A 21761-nucleotide genomic window follows, 5' to 3' on the forward strand; every position below is an offset into this window, starting at 1 on the left:
GCCGGGCAATACCTGCGAGGACATCGCGAATGCGTTCTTTGCGGTGCTGCGCAAATCGGGCATCGAGAAGAACAGCCGCTGTGGCTATCCGATCGGCGCGAGCTATCCGCCGGACTGGGGCGAGCGCACGATGAGCCTGCGTCCCGGGGACAAGACGGTCCTCGAACCCGGCATGACGTTCCACTTCATGCCGGGGCTGTGGCTCGACGACTGGGGACTCGAAATCACGGAAAGCATCCTGATTACGGAGTCGGGTGTCGAGCCGTTCTGCAATACGCCGCGCAAGCTGTTCATCAAGGAGTAGTGCAATGCGGGCATCACCCATTCATGCCACTGTCGATTTCGAAGCGGACGGCGAACAGCACGGCTTTCTGAAGCTGCCGCATTCGCACGACGCGTCCGCGTGGGGCGCCGTGATGATCCCCATCACGGTGATCCGTCGCGGCGATGGCCCGACCGCTCTGTTGACGGGCGGCAATCACGGCGACGAGTACGAAGGTCCGATCGTGCTGTCGAAGCTCGCGTCGACGTTGAAGGCAAGCGAAGTGACGGGACGCGTGATCATCGTGCCGTTCATGAACTATCCGGCGTTTCGCGCGGGCAGCCGCACGTCGCCTATCGATCGCGGCAACCTCAACCGCAGCTTTCCGGGCAAGCCGGACGGCACGGTGACGGAAAAGATCGCCGACTATTTCCAGCGCTATCTGCTGCCGCTCGCGGATTACGTGCTCGATCTGCACGCGGGCGGGCGCACGCTCGACTTCGTGCCGTTCGCAGCCGTGCACGTGCTCGACGATGCGAAGCAGCAGGCGCGTTGCGAAGCGGCGATGTGCGCATTCGGCGCACCGTATTCGATGCGGATGCTCGAACTCGATAGCGTGGGTCTGTTCGATACGGCTGTCGAAGAAGCGGGCAAGGTGTTCGTGTCGACGGAACTGGGCGGCGGCGGAACGGCGACGGTCGCAAGTGTCGCCGTGGCAGAGAGCGGCGTGCGCGGCTTCCTCGCGAATGCGGGCGTGCTGCCGGCGGCATCTGCCGACGACGCGTCCGCGCGCACCACGACGTTGCTCGACATGCCGGACGGCACTTGCTACACGACGAGCGAGCACGATGGCCTGCTCGAATTGTGCAAGGACCTGGGCGACAACGTCGAAGCGGGCGAAGTGATCGCACGCGTTCATGACGCGACGCGCACGGGCGCAAAGCCGTTCGAATATCGCGCCAAACGCAGCGGTCTGCTCGCAGCGCGGCATTTCCCCGGGCTTGTGCATATCGGCGATACGGTGGCCGTGGTGGCCGATATCGTCGAGCGCGGTATTCCCGTTTCGACGGGCGCCGCGAAAACGTAGAGGCATGTGCCGATGATGAAACTCGATCGCTACGATCTCGCGATTCTTCGCATCCTCGCGCAGGACGGACGCATCACGAAGTCGCGTCTTGCGGAAGAAGTGAACCTGTCGATCTCGCCTGCGTGGGAGCGCGTGCGGCGGCTCGAAGAGAGCGGCGTGATTCGTGGCTATCGGACGGATATCGACTGGGCACGCGCATTCAAGGGCAGCCGCATCATCGTCGAGGTGACGCTCGCGCGGCATACGGCGCAAGATATGCGCCGTTTCGAAGAGCGCGTCGCCGCCGCCCCCGAAGTGACGCAATGTCACGCGACGGGCGGCGGCGTCGATTATGTGCTGCACGTGATGTCGCGCGACATCGATCACTATCAGCGCTTCATCGATGCGCTGCTCACCGATGAGCTGGGTATCGAGCGCTACTTCACGTATATCGTGACGAAGGTCGTGAAGAACGTGCCCGAGACGATGCCGGACTGGGCCTCGGATGCAATCAGCGGCGGCGAGTGAAGCCGTCAATGTAGGCCTAAGCGGGTGGCCAAAAAAAACTTCGCGTAGCGCGGCGCCAAAACAGAAAAAACACACAGCGCCAGCGTCCCGAACCAAAAAAACACGATGCGTATCGCCCGTACAGTAGCAGTCAGATATCGCACATAGGAGATCGTCATGTTGCTGGGTCATCCCGTTCTGTTCAAGTCGCTGTGTTACGTCGATGGCCGTTGGGTGCATAGCGAAACGGCATCCACGGTGGCTGTGCAGAATCCCGCGGATCAGGAAGTGATCGGCCACGTGCCGATGCTCGAAGCGCCGCAAATCACTCAAGCCGTCGACGCCGCGCAGCGCGCGTTCGAAACGTGGCGCTGGGTGCCCGTCGCGAAGCGCACGGCGTTGCTGTTGCGCTGGCACGAACTCGTGCTGCGCCATCAGAACGATCTCGCGGGCATTCTCGCGCTCGAGCAGGGCAAGCCGCTTGCCGAAGCTGCCGGTGAAATCGCGTATGGCGCGAGCTTCATCGAATGGTTCGCGCATGAAGGCAAGCGCCTGAACGGCCGCACGATTCCGACGCATATCGACGGCGCGCATCTCGGCACGATGATGGAGCCCGTCGGCGTGGCCGCATTGATCACGCCGTGGAATTTCCCGAACGCAATGATCACGCGCAAGGCGGCGGCTGCACTGGCAGCGGGTTGCACGATTGTCGTGAAGCCCGCGCACGAGACGCCTTTCTCCGCACTCGCGCTTGCGCAACTCGCGGAAGAAGCGGGCTTTCCGGCAGGCGTGTTCAACGTCGTGCTCGGCGAGCCGCAAATGGCGATGGAAACGCTCGTACGCGATCCGCGCGTGCGCACGGTGAGCTTTACGGGTTCGACGCGTGTCGGCGGACTCGTGATGCAGGCCGTCGCGCAAAGCGGCATCAAGAAGACGGCGCTCGAACTGGGCGGCAATGCACCGTTCATCGTCACGGAAGACGCCGATCTCGAACAGGCCGTGCGCGTGGCCGTGGGTGCGAAGTTCCAGACGTCGGGCCAGGACTGCTGCGCGGCGAATCGCATTCTGGTTGCACGCCCGATTTACGAAGCGTTCGTCGAGCGCTATGCGCAAGCCGTGCGCGCATTGAAAGTGGGCTCGGCATTCGAAGCGGGCAGCGAAGTGGGTCCGCTGATGCATCAGGCAGCGTTCGACGCAACGGTGCAACGCGTCGACGATGCGCGGGCGAAGGGCGCGCGCATTGTCGCCGGCGGCGCGCCGCATGCGCGCGGCGGCTGGTTCTTCGAGCCGACCGTGGTCGCCGATGCGGGCAAGGGCATGCGCATCTACGATGAAGAGAACTTTGCGCCCATTTCCGCCGTGTCGCCGTTCGACACGCTCGATGAAGCGATCGCCCGCGCGAACGACACGGAGTACGGCCTCGCCGCGTATCTCTGCGCGAAGGATCTGAACACGGTGTTCCAGGTGATTCGTCAGCTGGACTTCGCGATGGTTTCCGTGAACGGCGTGAAGTTCACGGGCGCACCGATTCCGTTCGGCGGCATGAAGGCATCGGGCCTCGGCCGCGAAGGCGGACTCGAAGGTTTCGAGCCGTTCGTCGAAACGCGTTACTACTGCCTCGGTCAATTGGGCTTGCCTGTCGCCGACGCTGCTTCTTGTGCTCATCGGCCACTTGCCGCTTGAGACTGTCATTCAACTATCGATCAGAAAACGGAGTTTCCCATGACCCAGCTCGATCAACTGTTTAGCGCAGACCGCGCACACTTCATGCACCCGTCGACGCACGCTCACGACCACGCGAGCGGCGCACTGCCCGGCCGCATCGTCACGGGCGCGAAGGGTATTCGCATCGAAGACCATCAAGGCAAGTCGTTCATCGATGCGTTCGCCGGCCTCTATTGCGTGAACATCGGCTACGGCCGCACGGAAGTCGCCGATGCGATCTACGAGCAGGCGAAGAAGCTCGCGTACTACCACACGTATGTTGGCCACTCGACGGATACGATCATCGAGTTGTCGTCGCGCATCATCGACTGGTCGCCGAAGGGCATGAAGAAGGTGTACTACGGCCTGTCCGGTTCGGATGCGAACGAAACGCAGATCAAGATCGTGTGGTACTACAACAATGTGAAGGGCCGCCCGAACAAGAAGAAGATAATTTCACGCCAGCGCGGCTATCACGGCTCCGGCATTGTCACGGGTAGCCTGACGGGCCTGCCGAGCTTCCATCAGCATTTCGATCTGCCCATCGAGCGCGTCAAGCATACGGTGTGTCCGCACTGGTATCGCCAGGCGCCCGCGGGCATGAGCGCAGCGCAGTTCGTCGACTATTGCGTCGAAGAACTGGAGAAGCTGATCGCCAAGGAAGGCGCGGACACGATTGCCGCTTTCATCGCCGAGCCCGTGATGGGCACGGGCGGCATCCTGCCACCGCCGGCCGGCTACTGGCCCGCGATCCAGAAGGTGCTGAAGAAGCACGACATTCTGCTGATCAGCGATGAAGTCGTGTGCGGCTTCGGACGTCTGGGCTCGAAGATGGGCGCGCAGCACTTCGGCATCGAACCGGATCTGATCACGGTGGCGAAGGGCCTGACGAGCGCATACGCGCCGCTGTCGGCCGTGATCGTCGGCGAGAAGGTGTGGGACGTGATCGCCCAAGGCTCGCAGGAACATGGCCCGATGGGGCATGGCTGGACGTATTCGGGGCACCCCGTTTGCGCCGCTGCCGCGCTCGCTAACCTCGACATCCTCGAGCGCGAGAACCTCACGCAAAATGCGGCCGACGTCGGCGGCTATCTGCTCGCGCAGATGCATGCCGCGTTCGACTCGCATCCCCTCGTCGGCGAAGTGCGCGGCGCGGGCATGCTTGCTGCTCTCGAATTCATGGCGCATAAGGAAGAGCGCCGTCCGTTCGATGCCGCGTTGAAGGTCGGTCCGCGTGTGTCGGCTGCCGCGCTGCAACGCGGGCTGATTGCGCGTGCGATGCCGCACGGCGACATCCTCGGCTTTGCGCCGCCGCTCATCACGACGCGTGCGGAAGTCGACGAGATCGTTTCGCTGACCAAGGCCGCCGTGGATGAAGTCGCATCGCAGGTGCTCAAGGATACGGCCACGGCATAACAGCGTCCTCGCTGAATTGCAATTGGCGTAATCGAGTGCGAAAGCGGCTCCATGCACCACGAGTGCATGGAGCCGCTTCGCATTTGTGCGCATTGCGTGTTATAAGCCCAAAGACAGGCTTTTCGTTCCTGAACCGGAAGAATGTCTTTGGAGACACGCATTGAAACTAATCGATAAAGCAAAGTTCTCTGCAACAGCCTTGGCAGTAGCCGGGCTTTTCACAACATCCGCGGGATTTCTCGAATCCGCACCGGCCTACGCCAAAGCCCCTCCCAAACAGCAGGTAGTACTCGATGCATCGGCCGTGGCCGTCGCGGACAAGTACAGCGCCGATGCCGCCGAGCAGATCTTCAAGGAAGGCGGCAATGCCGTCGATGCGGCCGTCGCGATCGCGTTCACGCTGGCTGTCACGTATCCCGAAGCGGGCAATATCGGCGGCGGCGGTTTCATGACGCTTTACATCAACGGCAAGCCGTATTTCATCGACTATCGTGAGCGTGCGCCGCTCGCCGCGACGCGCACGATGTATCTCGACGAACAGGGCAACGTCATCAAGGGCAAGAGCCTCTATGGCGCCGATGCCGTTGGCGTGCCGGGAACGGTTGCGGGCATGTGGGAAGCGCAGCATCGCTTCGGCAAGCTGACGTGGAAGCAGGTGCTGGCGCCCGCGATCAAATACGCGCGCGATGGATTCGAAGTCGACGAGCAGCTTGCGCAGCGCCGCGAAAATGCGGAAAAGGACTTTGGCGGCAAAACGAATTTCGACACCTATTTCGGCAATCTGAAACAGGGCGTCAATTTCAAGCAGCCGGATCTTGCGGCCGTGCTGACGCGCATCGCGAATCAGGGCGCGCGCGAGTTCTATAACGGCAAGACAGCCGACCTGATCGCCGCGTCGATGAAGAAGGACCATGGCCTCATCACGAAACGCGACTTGCAGGAGTACAAGGCCGTGTGGCGTCAGCCCGTCCAGGCGAACTGGAACGGCTATCGCGTGATCACTGCGCCGCCTCCGAGTTCGGGCGGTATCGGCCTCGTGCAATTGCTGAAGATGAAGGCGGACCGGAAGGACGACTTCAATAATGTCGCGCTCAATTCTCCGCAGTACATCCATCTGATTTCGGAAATCGAAAAGCGCGTGTTTGCGGATCGTGCGCAATACCTTGGCGATCCCGACTTCTACAAGGTGCCCGTTGCGCAACTGACCGACGACGCGTATATCGCGAAGCGTGCATCGGAAGTGAATCCAACCACGCCGTCGGACACGAAGAGCGTGCAGCCGGGGCTGGGCACGTCGATGCCCGAGAAGGCGGAGACGACGCATTTTTCGGTGGTGGACAAATGGGGTAACGCCGTCTCGAACACATACACCATCAACGGCTATTTCGGCTCGGGTGTCGTGGCGGAAGGCACGGGCATCGTGCTGAACGACGAGATGGACGACTTCGCGTCGAAGCCGGGCGTGCCGAACATGTTCGGCGTGGTGGGCAGCGACGCGAACTCGATCGAACCGAAGAAGCGTCCGTTGTCGTCGATGTCGCCGACCATACTGACGAAGGACGGCAAGGTGTCGCTCGTGATCGGTACGCCGGGCGGGTCGCGCATCTTCACGTCGATCTTCCAGGTGATCAACAATGTGTACGACTTCAACATGCCGTTGAACGAAGCCGTTGCTACGATGCGTTTCCATCATCAGCTGCTGCCCCCGAACACGATTTTCTGGGAGCCGTACAAGCCGATCGATGGAGACCTCGCGAAGCAGGTCGAAGCGAAGGGCTATACGTTGCAGGCGCAAAACTTCAACGGCGACATTCAGGCAATCAAGATCAACGGAGAGACGCCGCAACCCGTATCCGACCCGCGTGGACGCGGTGTGACGCGAGTGATACCGTAACAGCGTGACGTGCATCGGCACGCCGTGTTGATTCGCTTTGCAGCGGACATTGCCGGAATGGTGGTGTCCGCTGTTTTTACTTTCAGCAGCGGGAGAGAGCGATGAATCAGCCAGTCACACAAAACGATGCCACCGGGCCGCGCTTCGAAGGATTGAGCGCGGTGACGCTGGCGACGCACGACATGCAGCGCGCCGTTGCGTTTTACCTTGCGCTTGGATTTCCGCTTTCTTATGGCGGACCGTCCGAAGCATTTACGTCGTTTGCATTCGGCGGCACTTATCTGAATCTGATCGTCGATACGCGGGGGCCCGTTCACTGGTGGGGACGGGTTATCGTTCACGTGTCCGACGTGGATGCCGTCTATCGCAAGGCGCTTGCGGCGGGATTCACGCCCGAGGCCGCGCCCGCCGATGCTTCATGGGGCGAGCGGTACTTTCATATTAGCGATCCCGATGGACACGAGATCAGTATTGCAAAGAGGCTTTAGTGCTAAACATTCGCCGCCACGCAACGGGCAGCAAAACTGCTGCTGGCACGCCGTCGGGCGAAGCGGCAAATGGAGTAATATGAATGACACCCACGATCGCCACAATCACAAGAGCCCACGCGCAGAGTAACCCCTTCCGTGGAATGGAAGAACCCAGGAGCCACTGTGATGAAGGAATCCGAGCAGGAATTTGACGCGACGCTCGCTGCCCGGCAGCGCCGTTTCGAAGAAGACCTTGTCGACGCGTACGACGAGGAGCTGGAAATGGAAGTGGACGACCGTATCCTCGACGGCTCGGAGGGCTTTACGCCCGAGGCACGCGAAGCCCGCAAGCACTATTTCCGCGAGTTGTTTCGCCTGCAGGGCGAACTCGTCAAGCTCCAGGACTGGATCGTCAAGACGGGCCATCGCCTCGTCGTGATCTTCGAGGGCCGTGATGCGGCAGGCAAGGGCGGTGCGATCAAGCGCATCACGCAGCGGCTGAATCCGCGTGTGTGCCGCGTCGCCGCGCTGCCCGCACCGAACAACCGCGAACGCACGCAGTGGTACTTCCAGCGCTATGTGAGCCATCTGCCCGCAGGCGGCGAAATGGTGCTGTTCGATCGCAGCTGGTACAACCGCGCGGGCGTCGAACGCGTAATGGGCTTTTGTAACGACGACGAGTACGAAGAGTTTTTCCGCTCAGTACCCGACTTCGAAAAGATGCTGGTGCGCAGCGGTGTCCAGATCCTCAAGTACTGGTTCTCCATCACCGACGAAGAACAGGAAATCCGCTTCCAGGCGCGCATTCACGATCCGCTCAAGCAATGGAAGCTGAGCCCGATGGACCTCGAAAGCCGTCGACGTTGGGAGGACTACACGCAAGCCAAGGAAGTGATGCTGCAGCGCTCTCATATCCCCGAGGCGCCGTGGTGGGTCGTGCAGGCCGTCGACAAGAAACGCGCGCGCCTGAACTGCATTCATCATCTGCTAAGCCAGGTTCCTTATCACGAGATCGAGCATCCGTCCATCCTGTTGCCGGAACGCGTGTATCACGACGATTACATTCGCCAGCCCGTGCCGTCGTCGATGATCGTCCCCGAAGTCTATTGATTGACGCCCTGTTTATAGGGCTCAAATGAAAAGCGCGGCTTGTTGGCCGCGCTTTTTTGTTTGCCCTGTCGGGGCGAAAGACCGTCGATCAGAACGTATGCCGGAACACCCAGTACAGACACGCCGACAACGCGATCGACGCCGGCAGCGTCAACACCCATGCCAGCACGAGGCTGCGCACGGTGCCCCATTGCAGCCCCGAGCCGTTTGCAGCCATCGTGCCCGCAACGCCTGAGGACAGCACATGCGTCGTCGAGACGGGCAGGCCGTAGACGTCGGCGGCACCGATCGTCACCATCGCGACGAGTTCGGCCGACGCGCCCTGGCCATAGGTCAGATGCTGCTTGCCGATCTTCTCGCCTACCGTCACGACGATCCGCTTCCAGCCCACCATCGTGCCTAGGCCCAGCGCAATCGCCACGGCGACCTTGACCCATGTCGGAATGAACTTCGTCGCGTGATCCATCTGCTTCTTGAAGTTGTCGATCGCTTTGGCGTCGTCCGGCGCAAACGCGGGCTGGTTCGCTTTTTCCATCAGACGGATTGCCTCGGAGGCCACATACATGTTGTTGCGAACGTTATCGACCATGTCTTGCGGCACGTTCGCCATCGAACCCGACGCGCTGACCTGCTGGCCGATCTGTTCCGACAGCTTCTGCAGCGCGGGCACCGTCGCGGGCGTCAGTTGACGCGTGCGCACGTAGTTCTCGACTTCGGTGCGCGGCGCGGCGACGGGCGGCGCGCCCTCGGTCGCGTACTTACCGAGCGTGGTGGAAGCCTGCTGCGAAACCGCGAGGAACGTCTGCGTTTCCGTTGCGTTGACAGCCTTGTTCAGCGCATAAGCCGTCGGCACTGTGCCGATCAGGATCAACATGATGAGGCCCATGCCCTTCTGTCCATCGTTCGAACCGTGCGCGAATGAAACGCCCGTGCAGGTCAGAATCAGCAGCGCGCGAATCCAGAACGGCGGCGGCTCTTTGCCCTTCGGCTCGGTATAGAGGTCCGGCACGCGCACGACCGCCTTGAGGATCAGCAGCAGCAACGCTGCCAGCAGGAAGCCGACGATAGGAGAAAACAGCAGCGATTTGCCGACACCGAGAGCTTGCGCCCAGTCGACGCCGCTCGTGCCGTTCGGGCCGTGCAGCATCTGGTTCATCAAGCCGACGCCGATGATCGAGCCGATCAGCGTATGCGAACTCGACGACGGCAAGCCGAACCACCACGTGCCGAGGTTCCAGATGATCGCGGCGATCAGCAGCGCGAAGACCATCGCAAAGCCCGCGCTGGTGCCCACCTGCAGAATCAGCTCGACGGGCAGCAATTGAAGGATGCCGAATGCGACGGCGCCCGTCGATGTCAGCACGCCGAGAAAATTCCATGCGCCCGACCAGACGACAGCCACGCTAGGCGTCAGCGAGTGGGTATAGATGACGGTCGCGACCGCGTTCGCCGTGTCGTGAAAGCCGTTGACGAATTCGAAGCCGAGCGCGATCAATAGAGCAATACCAAGAAGCAGATACGGAACGATCGAACCCATGCGCACGGGCTCGAGGTCGCCGATCAATTGAAACGCGCAATAGACGGCACCCGCGACAAGCGCGATCAGAAAGACGGCGACGCCTAGATTGCGGCTCTTTGAGGTTGCAGTAACTGGTTGCGGGTATGAGAGTTCCGGCATGGCCTGGGCCTCGGGGAAGGTTCGGGGGGATTTACGATGCTGCAAGGCCAGTATGTCTGTACGATGACGACGGCGTGACGGATGCTGCCCTTTGACATTTGGGCCCTGAACCAAAGGGTTTCTGAGCGGCAGTGCATGCTCGTCCGCGCATGCGATGTTGTAGTGCCTTAAAAGAAGAGCGCGTTGACCCAAACGCTAAAATGCGTGCTTGACCGCCCTTGGCGGCCTTTGAGAAAGAGACATCCTTGAAAAGAAAAATGCCAGCGCTCAATGCGCTCAAAGCCTTTGAGGTCGCCGGCCGCACCGGCAGCTTTACGCGCGCCGCAGAACTGCTCAATGTCACGCAGAGCGCGGTGAGCCGTCAGGTGCGTCAGCTCGAAGAACAGCTTGGCGAATCGCTGCTGCAGCGGCGGCATCATCATCTCGACCTGACGGCGTCCGGCCGCGTGCTTTTGCAGGCCTTGCAGCATTCATTCGACAAAATCGAATGGACCGTGCGCAGCATTCAGGAGAAGACACACCTCAATCGTCTGCGGATCAATGTGCCGCCCACGTTTGCAAGCCGCTGGCTCTTGCCGCGGCTCGGCCGCCTGCGCGCGGATCGGCCCGAACTCGAATTGAGCCTGTCGACGCGTCTTGAAGACGATCTCGCCGAATCGAGCGTACTCGATTGCTCGGTTCGCTTTGGCAATGGCGAATGGGAAGGGCTCGACAATGTGCTGCTGATGAACGAGCAGCACATTGCCGTGTGTTCCCCCGCGCTGCTCGCGCGCCAGGCGGGAAGCTCGGGCATCGACCTCAACCAGTTCACGCTGCTGCACGTATTGGCAAGCGACGACCAGCGCTATCTGACATGGCAGCACTGGCTTAAGGCGGCGGGCATCGAGGGCGTCGATACGTCGGGTGGCTTCGAATTCGATCTGCTCGATCACGCGATTCGCGCAGCCATCGACGGCCTCGGCATGACGATTGCCGATCGTCATATGATTGCGCAAGAGCTTGCCAATGGACAGCTCGTGCAAGTGTTGAACGTGCATGTCGATGGGCACCAGTCTTATTGGTTCGTGACGCGGCCCGAGCAAGGCGAACTGCCGCATGTGGCTACCTTTCGCGACTGGCTGCAACAGGAAGTGTGGCTGACGCAGCGCGGCTTCGAAATATCGGCGGCCTCTGCCGTGCCGCTGATAAGCGGTCATTGATCACACCAGGACCCGATCGTCTCTTGTGGGAAAACAACACACACGCGCGACAGAAGCGCTTCCAGCCGCTAAAGGGGCTCATTGCGCGCTGCGGTACTGGTATTCTTTTTATACCAATCCACGACCTTGCGTCTGCATTGAAAGCAAAGCTCACACACCACGCGCAATGACCGTCGCGCGTGCCTGAATTCCCCGCAGTCACTCGCTCAGAGAGCGATGAAGTTGGCAACGAATAGCAAGGCCGCGCAAGGGACACGCTTTGTCGAGCGCATCTACCGTTTGCGCATTGCCGGGTTAGGACTTGGTTTCTTCTGTGTCGCTTCCGTATTCGCGCAACAGCATCGTGGCCTCGTGCTGTGGGCGCTGCTCGTGTTCCATGGTTTCTTCTGGCCGTACGTCGCGCGGCGTGCCGCACTTGCCTGTTCCGTGCCCTCTCAGGGCGAGCGCGTGAACCTGATGGTCGACGCGCTGCTGGGCGGCTTCTGGGTCGTCGCGATGCAGTTCAATGTGCTGCCCAGCGTGCTGATTCTCGCGATGCTCAGCATGGACAACATCGCCGCCGGCGGTCTCAGGCTATTTGCGCGCGGCGTGGTCGCGCATGGGCTCGGGTTACTCGTGGGACTTGTCACGCTCGGCTTCGCCTTTTCGCCGATATCGCAGATGCCCGTCGTTCTCGGGTGTCTGCCGTTCCTTGTCGTTTATCCACTCGCTTTGGGCCTGTCGAGCTACCGTCTTTCGCTCGAGCTTGCGCAGCGCACGCGGGAACTGGAGCGTCTGAGCCGCACAGACGGCTTGACGCGCTTGTGGAACCGGCGGCATTGGGAAGGGCTGCTCGCGGACGAATTCGAACGATGCCGCGCGAACCGCTACGCGTCATGCCTTCTGCTGATCGACCTCGACCACTTCAAGCGCATCAACGATACGATGGGCCATCCTGCCGGCGACGCCGTGCTACAGGCATTCGCGGATCTGCTGCGTCGCCATTTCCGTGCAGGCGACAGCATTGGGCGCTACGGCGGCGAGGAATTCGGCATCGTGCTGCCGGGCGCGACGTTGCGCGAGGCGCATACCGTCGCGAAAGCGCTGGTGCAGCGTGTGCGCGAGAAGAGCAAAGAGGCATCAGCGGAATGCCCGTGTACGATCAGCGTGGGCATCGCCCAACTCACCGACGATATATCCGACTATCACACGTGGCTGCTGGAAGCCGACCGCAGCCTGTATCAGGCGAAGGCGACGGGGCGCGACCGGATCGTCGTCGGCGGACTCGCACCCGTGCAGAAAGTCGCGCGTGGCTAAAGCGGCGCGGGCCGCGCTAACGCAAGCTCAAGACGCATGCCTAAAGAAGAGCACTCAAGCAAAGCGCCTTTAAAGCGCGTAAATAACGCCCACGAAAATCGAACCAGAAAGCGCCTATTTGACGACGTAGCAAGTCGGCCGATGCCATGCCTTGAGGCGCTTGCCGACACGTCGAATCGATCGAATTGCGTACACATACTTGAATGCGCGGTTCAGGAAACAGCACCCCTTGGCGCAATACCGCGCAGTGTGATGCCACGTTCTTTGCGCAGCGCGCGGCTTTTTTCGCGCGTGAGGTGCGCGACGCTCTCTTCCTCGGCGCTCGAAGGCTCGACTGCATAGCCGCGCCGTTCCCATGCATCGAGCCCACCTCTTAGCGCGCGGACTCGCGTAAAGCCCTTGCTTCTCATATGCTGTGACAGCGCTTTCGCCGTGACATCGTCGGCGCAGATGCAATAGACGACGACATCGCGCGCAAGCAATGCGGCGTCGACGGTGCCGGGCGAATTGATGTCGAGCGACAGCGCGCCCGGAATGCGCTGCGGCGCTTGTGCTCGCACCGCTGCGGGGCGGGCGTCGAGCACGATGGGCGGCTTGTCGGCGTGCATCATCGCATCGAGCTGTTCGGGGGAGACGGGCGCAAGCGACAGCGGCTGTTGCAGCCGCCAGCGCTGGATCAGGCGGAACACCAGATACGCGACTGCGATTGCGAACAGCGCATCCACGATTGTCCAGCCATGAGCCCGCACTTCGAAAATCAACAGGCTGAGCTGATGCTCGAATATCGCGCCGCCGAGCAGCCAGAACGTCGCCCACGCGACGATACCCACGGCATCCCACGCGAAAAAGATCACGGCGCCGACGCGCGTCGTGCCCATCAGCGGCGGCGTGATGATCGCAAGCCCCGGCACGAACTTCGACACCGAGACGATGGCCGGGCCAAAGCGAACGAACAGCGCGCGCGCTTTACGCATGTGCAATTCGACGGCAGCCGACAGGCGGGCGAGCGCGCGGATCAGCCGTCGGCCGAGCAGGCGGCCCGCCAGGAACCACGTGCCGTCGCCGATCAGCGCGCCTGCGAGGGCCGCTGTCAGCACATGCCAGAACGACAGATGGCCATTTGCAATCGCCGTCCCCGCAAGCAGCAGCACGGGCACGGCGGGCACAGGAACGCCGAGGCGCGTGAGCAGCACGTTCGCGAAAACGACGGTTGCGCCCCAGGTAGATATTGCCGACGGGTGAAACTCGACCAATTGCAGCGACTCCTTGGCGCTCTGCATCGCTTCGCGTCTCGCGTTGCCTGCCGCGTGGTTGGCGCCGGCAGCCGCTCATTGTTGCACGGCTGGACGCATCACGCGTATCACGCGTATCGAGCGTAAGGGGCGCAATACCGAAGCGGAAACGATACGCAGGACTAGCGCCGGTTCGACGCAAGCAGCGTGACGGGAATGTCGGTGCATCCGATGCTGCGCGAGATTTCGAGCTCTCGCCACTCGCCGTCACGCGATTTTGACGAGATGAGCGGATCGAGTTGCCGGTCGGTGCGCAACACGTTGAAGGGCCACGACGGCCTCAGCAGCCGTTCGTGTACCAGCGAGCCGAGCCAGATCGGCGTGGGCGCGATGCCATCGCGGCGCGCGACGGCATAGCCCGTGCGCCAGAAGCGCAGCACGTCGCGTTCGTCGCGGCGCTCGCGCGGTCTGCTGAACACGAGCATCGACGGTTCGCCGTCGTTGAGCTTGGGCAGCACGGGCAGATCCATCGCGGGCACGTCGGGCGACACCAGCGAGAACAGGCTGCGCGCGTTGAAACGCGTGCCCTCCAGCCAGCCGCGGCTGTGCAACTGCGCGACGATCTGCTGCGGATTAGCTGTCCATTGCAAGGTGATCGGCTCGCGCCGGTCGCCTTCCATATCGGAGCGGTAACAGGGAAAGATCTTCCACAACGAGTCCGTCCACTGCGCTTGCGTCACGACGATAGGGGGACGCTCGCGCATGGGTTTTGGCGCGTCCGGCTGGCGTCCCAGGCCGATCTGCAAGCCCACGCTCGCGCACAGCACCGCGAGCAGTATGGCGGGCATGGCTTCGCGCAACGGTGGCGTTTCAGGGTGCCGCCATACGGCCGTCAGCGCGACCACGGCCACCCACACGGCCGCGAACGCCGCGCCGCCCACTGCATCGGAGAACGCGAAGCGTCCCGAGTACAGGCCCGCGAACGCGATGACGATGACGATCAGCGTGGCAAGCGCCGTCACCGCGATGCCCGTCAGCATGCCGACGCGGCGCGCGACGACAAACGCGAGAAAGCCGTACACCGTGACGCTCGCCGCAACGTGATTGCTGGGAAACGCGTAGATATCGGGTTGCGTGGCGGCAGGCGGCGCGTGATGGACGATGACCTGGATCGCAAAGATCAGCAGTTGCGAGAACAGCACGGCAATGAGCCAATAGATGAGCGTGCGCCAGCGCTTCTCATAGGCCATCAGAATGACGGACGTGATGACGAGCGCCATCAGCGTGGGAATGCTGCCGAGCGTCGAAGCGCGCGCAAGCGCTTCGTCGATCCACGGCGCGCGCGACGATTGCAGGAAGCGATAGACGGACATGTCGACCTGAACGAGCGGATCGCCTGCCACGACGTCCTGCATGACGCCAAAGAATACGCCCGCGCACAACAGCACGAACAGCGAGATGCCGACGAGCAGACCAATCGCTTCGCGTTCGGGATCGACGATCCGATAGATCAGCCGGCCATAGGGTGCTTCGTGATTGCGTGCCCAGTTCAGGATGCCCCGGCGCGATGCGCTCGCCCATGCTCGCGCATGCGAGACCACCACGCGCATGATCCAGAAGCAGACCCACACGAGGGCGACGACGATCGCGAGCGCGGCGACGAGGCGGAACGACACGGCGCCCGCCAGTTGGATCGACGCGCCGAACACGACGCCGGGAAGAATATGCGCGGGTGCCCATAGCAATGCCGAGAGCAGGTTCATTGCATAAAAGCGCGCGGGCGGCATTTCGAGCGTGCCCGCGACCACGGGCACGACGGCACGCAGCGGCGCAGCGAAGCGTGCGAAGACGACGCTCTTTGCACCGTGTTTGTCGAAGTACTTCTGGCCGCTTTCGAGCAGGCCCGGATGCGTGCTGAACGGCCAGAGCCCGCCGATTCTGTCTTTATAGCGGCGGCCGATCCAGTAGCTCATTCCGTCGCCCGCGACCGCGCCCGCAATCGCACACGCGAGCAGCCAGCCGAGATTCAGCGTGCCCGTGCCGACGAGCGCGCCTGCGATGAACATCGCCGTGCTGCCCGGCACGAAGGTGCCGACGATCGCGACCGCTTCGAGAAAGGCCGCAAAAAAAACGACGACCAGCGTCCATGCCGTATGGCCCGCAAGCAGGTGCAGCAACTGGACGTACGCGTGCTCCATCGATTTCTCCGGGTATTGAAGCTGCTATCCAAGAGCACGGCGACGCAGCACGGTGACGCGCATGACGCGCAAGTCATTCCATGAAAGTCTACCAGTGTGCTCACGCCGGGCGCAGACATGCGGCTATGCATCACAAGCAGGATATGAAGACTCAACGTTCGAAAGCCACTGCTTATTCTTGCGGCTTGCCATGCCGTGGCGATGACGCTTCGAAGTGGTTTCAACGGGCGTCAAAGCCGTTTCTATGTTCGTTAAAGCGCGTCAAAGCCGCCTTGCCCGCCAGGTGTTACAAATCTTATGCGAGGCTTAAGGGCGAAGACGATATAAACGTGCAACGGTTGTCTTATTCATGCTTCAAAACCATAGCGCTTCTAAGCAATTCCGTGGCATAGTCGGTCTATGCAATTCAAAGGGAGGCAATAATGGCGACATTGGAATCTATCCAGGCACGTATAAAGAAGCTGCAAACCCAGGCCGAAGCGATCGTCACCCAACGCGCTCAGGGCGCGCTGGACCAGATCCGCGAACTGATGATCAAGCACGGTCTAACGACGGAGGATATCGAACAGCGTGCAAAGGCCCGACGCGATCGCGCGCTTGCAGAGCGTCTCAGCCTCGCGGGCGGCAAGGCAAAGTCGGCGACAGCCACGAAAGGCAAGTTGCCGCCCAAGTATCGCGACCCGAAGACAGGGGCGACGTGGAGCGGTCATGCGCGTCCGCCGGCATGGATCAAGAATGTGAAAGACCGAAGCAAGTTTCTGATCGATCCGGCTGAGGCTGCTTCTGAGCCGGCTGTGACTGTCAAGGCAGCCGCGAAAAAGACGGCTGCTAAAAAAACGGCTGCAAAGAAGGCGACTGCAAGGAAGACGGCGGCCGAGAAAGCAGTGACGGCGAAGTCGGCAGCAGGCAAGGTCGTGAAGCAAGCGGCCGTCAAGTCAGCCGGCAAAAAGACAGTAGCCAGAAAGGGCACTGCAAAATCGGCCGCGCCGACGGCTGCAAAGAAAGCGGTTGCCAAGAAAACGGTTGCTAAAAAAGCCACCGCGGCCAAGGCGCCCGCAAAGAAGGGCGTCGCAAGAAAAGTGAGCGCCAAGAAAGCGCCCGTGAAGACTGTGGAGTCTGTCGTTGAAACGCCGGCGGCAGTCCAGGCGCCCGCCGAGACCACCGGCGAGGCTTGAGTCGCGCGTCTGACGCGGAACACTTCGATACGACCCCGGCCGGATCTCACGAGGTCCGGCCATTTCCCCCGGCGCGGTGCATTAGCCGCTGCGCCGTCATTCGCAGCCGGCGCGATGCCGGCTCGCTCAACGGCGGTTCTGCCGCTTTCTGCATCCTTAAAGCAGCATTCGAATAGACGCATTTCCACACATCGGTCCGATCCATTGGCGCTTCGTCCGTCTGGGTGTCAATTCGCCCCATAAACATGCGTTTTTCGAATGCTTGTCGGTCGAAATAGTCGCTTGCGTGTCGTAATGACGCAGAGAAAAATCCGGGTCATGCGCCGGCTGCATGTTTCGAGTCGCTTTAAATCGCTTCGAATGGCTGCCGGGTAACGTGCATTGCGCACGCATCACGAGGCAAGGACCATGCGACTCGACCGGAATTTCATAAGCGGCCAGTTCATCGAACCCGCAACCGAGGAACTCATCTCCGTTTATAACCCCGCCACCGAGGCGTTGATCGCGCAGGTGTCGGGTGCATCGCGCGAAGAGGCGATCGCCGCCGTCGATGCGGCCGCTGCCGCGCAGAAGCAATGGCGCAAATTGCCCGCCGCCGGCCGCGCCGCGTATCTGCACAGACTCGCCGATGCATTGACGGACTGCGCGCCCGCCATCGGCGCGGCGCTCGCGCAGGAGTCCGGCAAGAGCGTCGCCGATGCGACGAACGAAGCCGTCTACGCCGGCCAGATCACGCGCTATCACGCGGAGTGGGCGCGTCGCATCGAAGGCGAAGTCATCCCCAGTGACACGCCCGACGAAAATCTCGTGCTGCATCGCGAGCCGATCGGCGTCGTCGCATGTTTGATTCCGTTCAATTACCCGGTCTATACGCTGATGCGCAAGGTCGCGCCGGCGTTGATCGCGGGTAATACCGTCGTCGTGCGTCCGAGCAGCAACACGCCGACCTCCGCATTCGAAATCGCCAAGGCCGTCGCTCGCGCCGAATTGCCGCCGGGCGTGGTCAACATTCTCGCGATGAACCACGCGACGGCCGAGGCCGTGTGCACGCATCCCGCCGTCGGGATGATTACGCTGACGGGCAGCGTCGGCGCGGGCCGCAAGGTGCTCGACTATTGCAAGGCGAACATCGCAAAGCCTTCGCTGGAACTCGGCGGCAAGACTCCCGCCATTATCGAGCCGGATGCGGATCTCGAGAAAGCCGCGCGTGAACTCGTCGGCTCGAAGACCACGCATTGCGGACAGCTTTGCACGGCGATCGAACGGGTCTATGTGCAGGAGAGCGTACACGACCAGTTCGTCGCGCTGTTGAAGCAGCATATGAGCGCTGTGAAAAGCGGCGACCGCAGCGTCGATGCTTCGCTGATGGGCCCGCTCGTTAACGAAGCATCGCGCCAGTCGATTCACGCAATGGTCCAGCGCGCGATTGCCGACGGCGCGAAGCTCGAAACGGGCGGCGTGATACCCGAAGGCAAAGGCTTCTTCTATCCGGTGACGCTCTTGACGAATTGCCGTCAGGACATGGAGATCATCCAGGAGGAGACCTTCGGTCCGATCATGCCCGTCGTGCGCTACAGCACGCTCGACGAAGCGCTGCAAATGGCCAATGATCATCAATTCGGTCTTTCGTCGGTGCTTTACACCGAGAACTACCGCACGACGATGAAAGTGGCCAACAACATCGAAGCAGGCGAACTCTACGTGAACCGCACGCCCGCCGACCCGTATCAAGGCTTTCACGCAGGCTGGAAGCGCTCGGGCTTCGGCGGCGACGACGGCAAGCACGGCATGCTCGAATTCACGCAGACGCGTCTCGTCGTCATGAAGTATTGATCCTGTCAAAGCGCATCCGCGCAAGCGGGTGCGCTTCTTCCTTGATCGCAGCAAGCATACGCTGCGCTGCATTCATAACAACATCTGGAGACACGACGTCACGGCGCATGCCGTGCTCCTCGCGCGTCTCCACAGGAGCACCTCAGTGGCAAGCCCATCTCTGCAAACGGACGTCCAGGCACGCCGTTCCGACGCATCGACTGTTCAATCCGCCAGCAATGCGCAGCGCTATGTGCAATTGCTGCTGCTCGTCATTGCAGCCGGTGCAATCTATCCGATTCTCTATTTGCGCCAGGTCTATCAGCCGACGATGCTGGAAGTCTTCCACATCAGCGAAAATCAGCTTGGCTATCTGTATTCGATGCTCGGCACGATCTTTCTGCTGAGCTATCTGCCGAGCGGCTGGCTCGCGGACCGCATCGCGCCGCGCGTGCTGATCAGTTTTTCTCTCGTTGCAACGGGCGTGCTCGGGCTGCTGTATTCGACTGCGCCGTCGTTCGATCTGCTGCTGATGATCTTCGGCGGCTGGGGGCTGTCGACGGGCCTGACGTTCTGGGCGGCCGTGATCAAGCGCGTTTCGCTGATCGCCGGTCATGACGAGCAGGGCCGCTTCTTCGGCTTTCTCGACGGTGGCCGCGGGCTCGTCGAAGCGATGCTCGCGACGATCGCGATAACGCTCTTCGCATGGATCACGCAGACCAAGGGCGGTCCGGCCGTGGTCGGTTTCCGTTTCGTCGTCTATATGTATGCGTTCCTGTGCATCGGGCTTGGCGTGCTGCTCGCGCTCGTCAAGGACCCTTCGTCGCAAGCGGAACGGCTGAGCCGCGCGCAGGCCGCCAGGCGCAGCAACGTGATCGACGATCTCCTTACGCTCGCGAAGATTCCGGAACTGTGGCTCGTCGCCGCAATCGTGTTCTGCGGCTATCAGGTGTTCTGGGCGACGTACAGTTTCTCGGCTTATCTGCATGAAGGCGAGATCGGCCTGTCGGTGGTGATGGCGGGCACGATCACGACGCTCAAGCTGTGGATGCGTCCCATCGGTGGCATTGGCGGCGGTTTTCTCGGCGACCGCTTTTCGAAAGTGACGGTGCTGATCATCGCGCTCTTTCTTGCGTCGCTTTCGCTGATCGGCCTGATCGCCGCACCGAAGATCAGCAGCCACGTGCTGCTTGTGTTCCTCGTGCTTTTTATCGGTGTGCTCACTTACGCGATTCGCGGCCTCTACTGGTCGCTGCTCGACCGCTGCAATGTTCCCGCGCAGACGATGGGTCTCGCGATCGGCCTGATTTCGGTGCTCGGCTATTCGCCCGACGTGTTCCTGCCGCTCGTCAACGGCTACCTGACGCAGACGTTCCCGGGCGTGCACGGTTATCAAATCTACTTCGGCTACGTGGCTGCCGTGTCCGCCGTCGGCGGCTGCGCGGGCCTCGTGCTGCGCAATATGCTCAACAGAAAAGAAGGTGCGTAAATGAAAGTCGTCTCGCTCGAAACGCATGTCGTCGCCGTACCGCCGCCGCATATCGGCGGCATGTACTGGATCTTCGTCAAGCTGAAGACGGATTGCGGCATTGAAGGCGTTGGCGAAATCTACTCGGCGACGTTTCATCCGAATGCGATGACGCACGTCATCGACGATGTATTCACGCGCTATCTGCTCGACAAGAACCCGCACCATATCGAACGCCTGTGGCGTGAAGCGTATTCGAGCGGCTTCACGCAGCGTCCCGATCTGACGATGATGGGCGTTGTGAGCGGCCTCGAAATGTCGTGCTGGGACATCATCGGCAAGGCGGCGGACAAGCCCGTGTATGAGCTGCTGGGCGGCCGCGTGCACGAGCGCCTGCGCTCATACACGTACCTGTACCCGAAGAACCGTCGCGGCGAGTACGACTACGACGATCCCGATCTCGCCGCCGAATGCGCAGCCGAAAACGTCAAGCGCGGCTTTACGGCCGTGAAGTTCGATCCGGCCGGACCTTATACGGCTTACTCGGGCCACCAGCTGTCGCTCGAAGTGCTGGACCGTTGCGAAACGTTCTGCCGCAAGGTGCGCGAGGCTGTGGGCGGCAAGGCCGATCTGCTGTTCGGCACACATGGGCAGATGGTGCCGTCGTCGGCGATCCGTCTCGCGAAGCGCCTCGAAAAATACGACCCGCTGTGGTTCGAAGAGCCCGTACCGCCGGGACAGGAAGGCGCAATGGCGCAAGTCGCCGCGCACACGAGCATTCCCATCGCTGCGGGCGAGCGCCTCACGACGAAGTATGAATTTTTCAAGCTGCTGCAAGCGGGCGGCGCGTCGATTCTGCAATTGAATGTGGCGCGCGTCGGCGGCTTGCTCGAAGCGAAAAAAGTAGCGAGCCTCGCCGAGGTGCATTACGCGCAGATCGCACCGCATCTGTACAACGGGCCGATCGGCGCTGCCGCCAGCATTCAGCTCGCCACATGTACGCCGAATTTCCTGATTCAGGAAAGCATCGGCACGTGGGGCGGTTTCCACGCTGAAATCCTCAAGACGCCGCTTCGCTGGGAAGACGGCTACATCATTCCGTCGACGGAGCCGGGCCTCGGCGTCGAGTTGAACATGGAAGTCGTGCAGCAGCACACGCCATACACGGGTACGCGCTTGCATCTGCAAATGGCGCCGCGGCCTTTCGACGTGAAGGATCTCGCGCCCGCCAAAGGCTGAGTGCACGAACGGGCCTCAACGTATTCCAAGTATGG

The 21761-nt window shown here is 61.6% G+C and carries 18 protein-coding genes; 14 read left to right on the plus strand and 4 right to left on the minus strand.

The annotated features are described in order from the left end of the window. The 8 genes from GCT13_RS05045 to ppk2 form a co-directional block, all read left to right on the plus strand. On the plus strand, positions 1-304 hold a 304-nt coding region (locus tag GCT13_RS05045; protein WP_152755656.1), incomplete at its 5' end, for a M24 family metallopeptidase. A 4-nt stretch (positions 305-308) separates the two neighbouring features. Next, the gene (doeB, locus tag GCT13_RS05050; protein WP_152755657.1) at positions 309-1349 is read left to right on the plus strand and encodes a N(2)-acetyl-L-2,4-diaminobutanoate deacetylase DoeB; all 1041 of its coding nucleotides are present in this window, start codon (positions 309-311) and stop codon (positions 1347-1349) included. Positions 1350-1364: 15 nt separating this feature from the next. After that, positions 1365-1856 carry an Lrp/AsnC family transcriptional regulator gene (locus GCT13_RS05055; RefSeq protein WP_090866948.1) on the plus strand — a complete coding sequence of 164 codons (492 nt, stop codon included), beginning with the start codon at positions 1365-1367 and terminating at the stop codon, positions 1854-1856. A 156-nt stretch (positions 1857-2012) separates the two neighbouring features. Then, entirely contained in the window at positions 2013-3518 is a 1506-nt protein-coding gene (locus GCT13_RS05060; protein WP_152755658.1) for an NAD-dependent succinate-semialdehyde dehydrogenase, read from the plus strand. A 39-nt stretch (positions 3519-3557) separates the two neighbouring features. Beyond that, complete coding sequence (locus tag GCT13_RS05065) at positions 3558-4955, plus strand: aspartate aminotransferase family protein (RefSeq protein WP_152755659.1); 1398 nt, start codon at positions 3558-3560, stop codon at positions 4953-4955. A gap of 160 nt (positions 4956-5115) precedes the next feature. After that, positions 5116-6849 carry a gamma-glutamyltransferase gene (gene ggt, locus GCT13_RS05070; RefSeq protein ID WP_152755660.1) on the plus strand — a complete coding sequence of 578 codons (1734 nt, stop codon included), beginning with the start codon at positions 5116-5118 and terminating at the stop codon, positions 6847-6849. A gap of 101 nt (positions 6850-6950) precedes the next feature. Continuing rightward, positions 6951-7337, plus strand: coding sequence for a VOC family protein (locus tag GCT13_RS05075; protein WP_152755661.1), 387 nt, complete (start codon positions 6951-6953; stop codon positions 7335-7337). Between the two features lie 168 nt (positions 7338-7505). Further along, positions 7506-8429 (plus strand): polyphosphate kinase 2, encoded by a 924-nt coding sequence (gene ppk2, locus GCT13_RS05080; RefSeq protein ID WP_152755662.1) that lies wholly within the window; start codon positions 7506-7508, stop codon positions 8427-8429. An 88-nt stretch (positions 8430-8517) separates the two neighbouring features. On the opposite strand, the gene GCT13_RS05085 is transcribed toward ppk2, so the two are convergent. After that, a complete protein-coding gene (locus GCT13_RS05085) occupies positions 8518-10107 on the minus strand; it encodes an inorganic phosphate transporter (RefSeq protein ID WP_152755663.1) in 1590 nt (529 codons plus the stop codon). Between the two features lie 257 nt (positions 10108-10364). Between GCT13_RS05085 and GCT13_RS05090 the strand changes: the two genes are divergently transcribed. Both GCT13_RS05090 and GCT13_RS05095 read left to right on the plus strand, forming a co-directional pair. Beyond that, positions 10365-11306, plus strand: a complete 942-nt coding sequence (locus tag GCT13_RS05090; RefSeq protein ID WP_152755664.1) for a LysR substrate-binding domain-containing protein — start codon at positions 10365-10367, stop codon at positions 11304-11306. 216 nt (positions 11307-11522) lie between these two features. After that, positions 11523-12602 carry a diguanylate cyclase gene (locus tag GCT13_RS05095; protein WP_227746723.1) on the plus strand — a complete coding sequence of 360 codons (1080 nt, stop codon included), beginning with the start codon at positions 11523-11525 and terminating at the stop codon, positions 12600-12602. A 212-nt stretch (positions 12603-12814) separates the two neighbouring features. On the opposite strand, the gene GCT13_RS05105 is transcribed toward GCT13_RS05095, so the two are convergent. Together GCT13_RS05105 and GCT13_RS05110 are read right to left on the minus strand one after the other, a co-directional pair. Next, positions 12815-13882, minus strand: a complete 1068-nt coding sequence (locus tag GCT13_RS05105) for a VTT domain-containing protein (RefSeq protein ID WP_152755665.1) — start codon at positions 13880-13882, stop codon at positions 12815-12817. Positions 13883-14016: 134 nt separating this feature from the next. Continuing rightward, positions 14017-16032 carry a bifunctional DedA family/phosphatase PAP2 family protein gene (locus GCT13_RS05110; RefSeq protein WP_152755666.1) on the minus strand — a complete coding sequence of 672 codons (2016 nt, stop codon included), beginning with the start codon at positions 16030-16032 and terminating at the stop codon, positions 14017-14019. Between the two features lie 422 nt (positions 16033-16454). Between GCT13_RS05110 and GCT13_RS05115 the strand changes: the two genes are divergently transcribed. Beyond that, positions 16455-17207, plus strand: a complete 753-nt coding sequence (locus tag GCT13_RS05115; protein ID WP_152755667.1) for an H-NS histone family protein — start codon at positions 16455-16457, stop codon at positions 17205-17207. Between the two features lie 408 nt (positions 17208-17615). Beyond that, entirely contained in the window at positions 17616-19040 is a 1425-nt protein-coding gene (gene aldA, locus GCT13_RS05120) for an aldehyde dehydrogenase (RefSeq protein ID WP_152755668.1), read from the plus strand. Here aldA and GCT13_RS50490 read toward each other — a convergent pair. After that, positions 19027-19149, minus strand: a complete 123-nt coding sequence (locus tag GCT13_RS50490; RefSeq protein WP_265335272.1) for a hypothetical protein — start codon at positions 19147-19149, stop codon at positions 19027-19029. The genes aldA and GCT13_RS50490 overlap by 14 nt on opposite strands. 36 nt (positions 19150-19185) lie before the next feature. Here GCT13_RS50490 and GCT13_RS05125 point away from each other — a divergent pair, with 36 nt between their 5' ends. Both GCT13_RS05125 and GCT13_RS05130 read left to right on the plus strand, forming a co-directional pair. Then, the gene (locus tag GCT13_RS05125; protein ID WP_407670748.1) at positions 19186-20508 is read left to right on the plus strand and encodes an MFS transporter; all 1323 of its coding nucleotides are present in this window, start codon (positions 19186-19188) and stop codon (positions 20506-20508) included. Then, the gene (locus tag GCT13_RS05130; RefSeq protein ID WP_152755669.1) at positions 20509-21726 is read left to right on the plus strand and encodes a mandelate racemase/muconate lactonizing enzyme family protein; all 1218 of its coding nucleotides are present in this window, start codon (positions 20509-20511) and stop codon (positions 21724-21726) included. It begins immediately after the preceding gene. Positions 21727-21761: the final 35 nt, after the last annotated feature.

It is taken from the genome of Paraburkholderia franconis, from assembly GCF_009362735.1.
Lineage (GTDB): Bacteria > Pseudomonadota > Gammaproteobacteria > Burkholderiales > Burkholderiaceae > Paraburkholderia > Paraburkholderia franconis.

Bases quoted from the DNA above. Each gene is read 5' to 3' on its own strand.
- GCT13_RS05085 (WP_152755663.1), bottom strand. From the start codon at position 10,107: ATGCCGGAACTCTCATACCCGCAACCAGTTACTGCAACCTCAAAGAGC.
- GCT13_RS50490 (WP_265335272.1), bottom strand. From the start codon at position 19,149: ATGCGCCGTGACGTCGTGTCTCCAGATGTTGTTATGAATGCAGCGCAG.
- GCT13_RS05090 (WP_152755664.1), top strand. From the start codon at position 10,365: ATGCCAGCGCTCAATGCGCTCAAAGCCTTTGAGGTCGCCGGCCGCACC.
- aldA (WP_152755668.1), top strand. From the start codon at position 17,616: ATGCGACTCGACCGGAATTTCATAAGCGGCCAGTTCATCGAACCCGCA.
- GCT13_RS05075 (WP_152755661.1), top strand. From the start codon at position 6,951: ATGAATCAGCCAGTCACACAAAACGATGCCACCGGGCCGCGCTTCGAA.
- GCT13_RS05115 (WP_152755667.1), top strand. From the start codon at position 16,455: ATGGCGACATTGGAATCTATCCAGGCACGTATAAAGAAGCTGCAAACC.
- GCT13_RS05055 (WP_090866948.1), top strand. From the start codon at position 1,365: ATGAAACTCGATCGCTACGATCTCGCGATTCTTCGCATCCTCGCGCAG.
- ppk2 (WP_152755662.1), top strand. From the start codon at position 7,506: ATGAAGGAATCCGAGCAGGAATTTGACGCGACGCTCGCTGCCCGGCAG.
- doeB (WP_152755657.1), top strand. From the start codon at position 309: ATGCGGGCATCACCCATTCATGCCACTGTCGATTTCGAAGCGGACGGC.
- GCT13_RS05060 (WP_152755658.1), top strand. From the start codon at position 2,013: ATGTTGCTGGGTCATCCCGTTCTGTTCAAGTCGCTGTGTTACGTCGAT.
- GCT13_RS05110 (WP_152755666.1), bottom strand. From the start codon at position 16,032: ATGGAGCACGCGTACGTCCAGTTGCTGCACCTGCTTGCGGGCCATACG.
- GCT13_RS05095 (WP_227746723.1), top strand. From the start codon at position 11,523: ATGAAGTTGGCAACGAATAGCAAGGCCGCGCAAGGGACACGCTTTGTC.
- GCT13_RS05130 (WP_152755669.1), top strand. From the start codon at position 20,509: ATGAAAGTCGTCTCGCTCGAAACGCATGTCGTCGCCGTACCGCCGCCG.
- GCT13_RS05105 (WP_152755665.1), bottom strand. From the start codon at position 13,882: ATGCAGAGCGCCAAGGAGTCGCTGCAATTGGTCGAGTTTCACCCGTCG.
- GCT13_RS05065 (WP_152755659.1), top strand. From the start codon at position 3,558: ATGACCCAGCTCGATCAACTGTTTAGCGCAGACCGCGCACACTTCATG.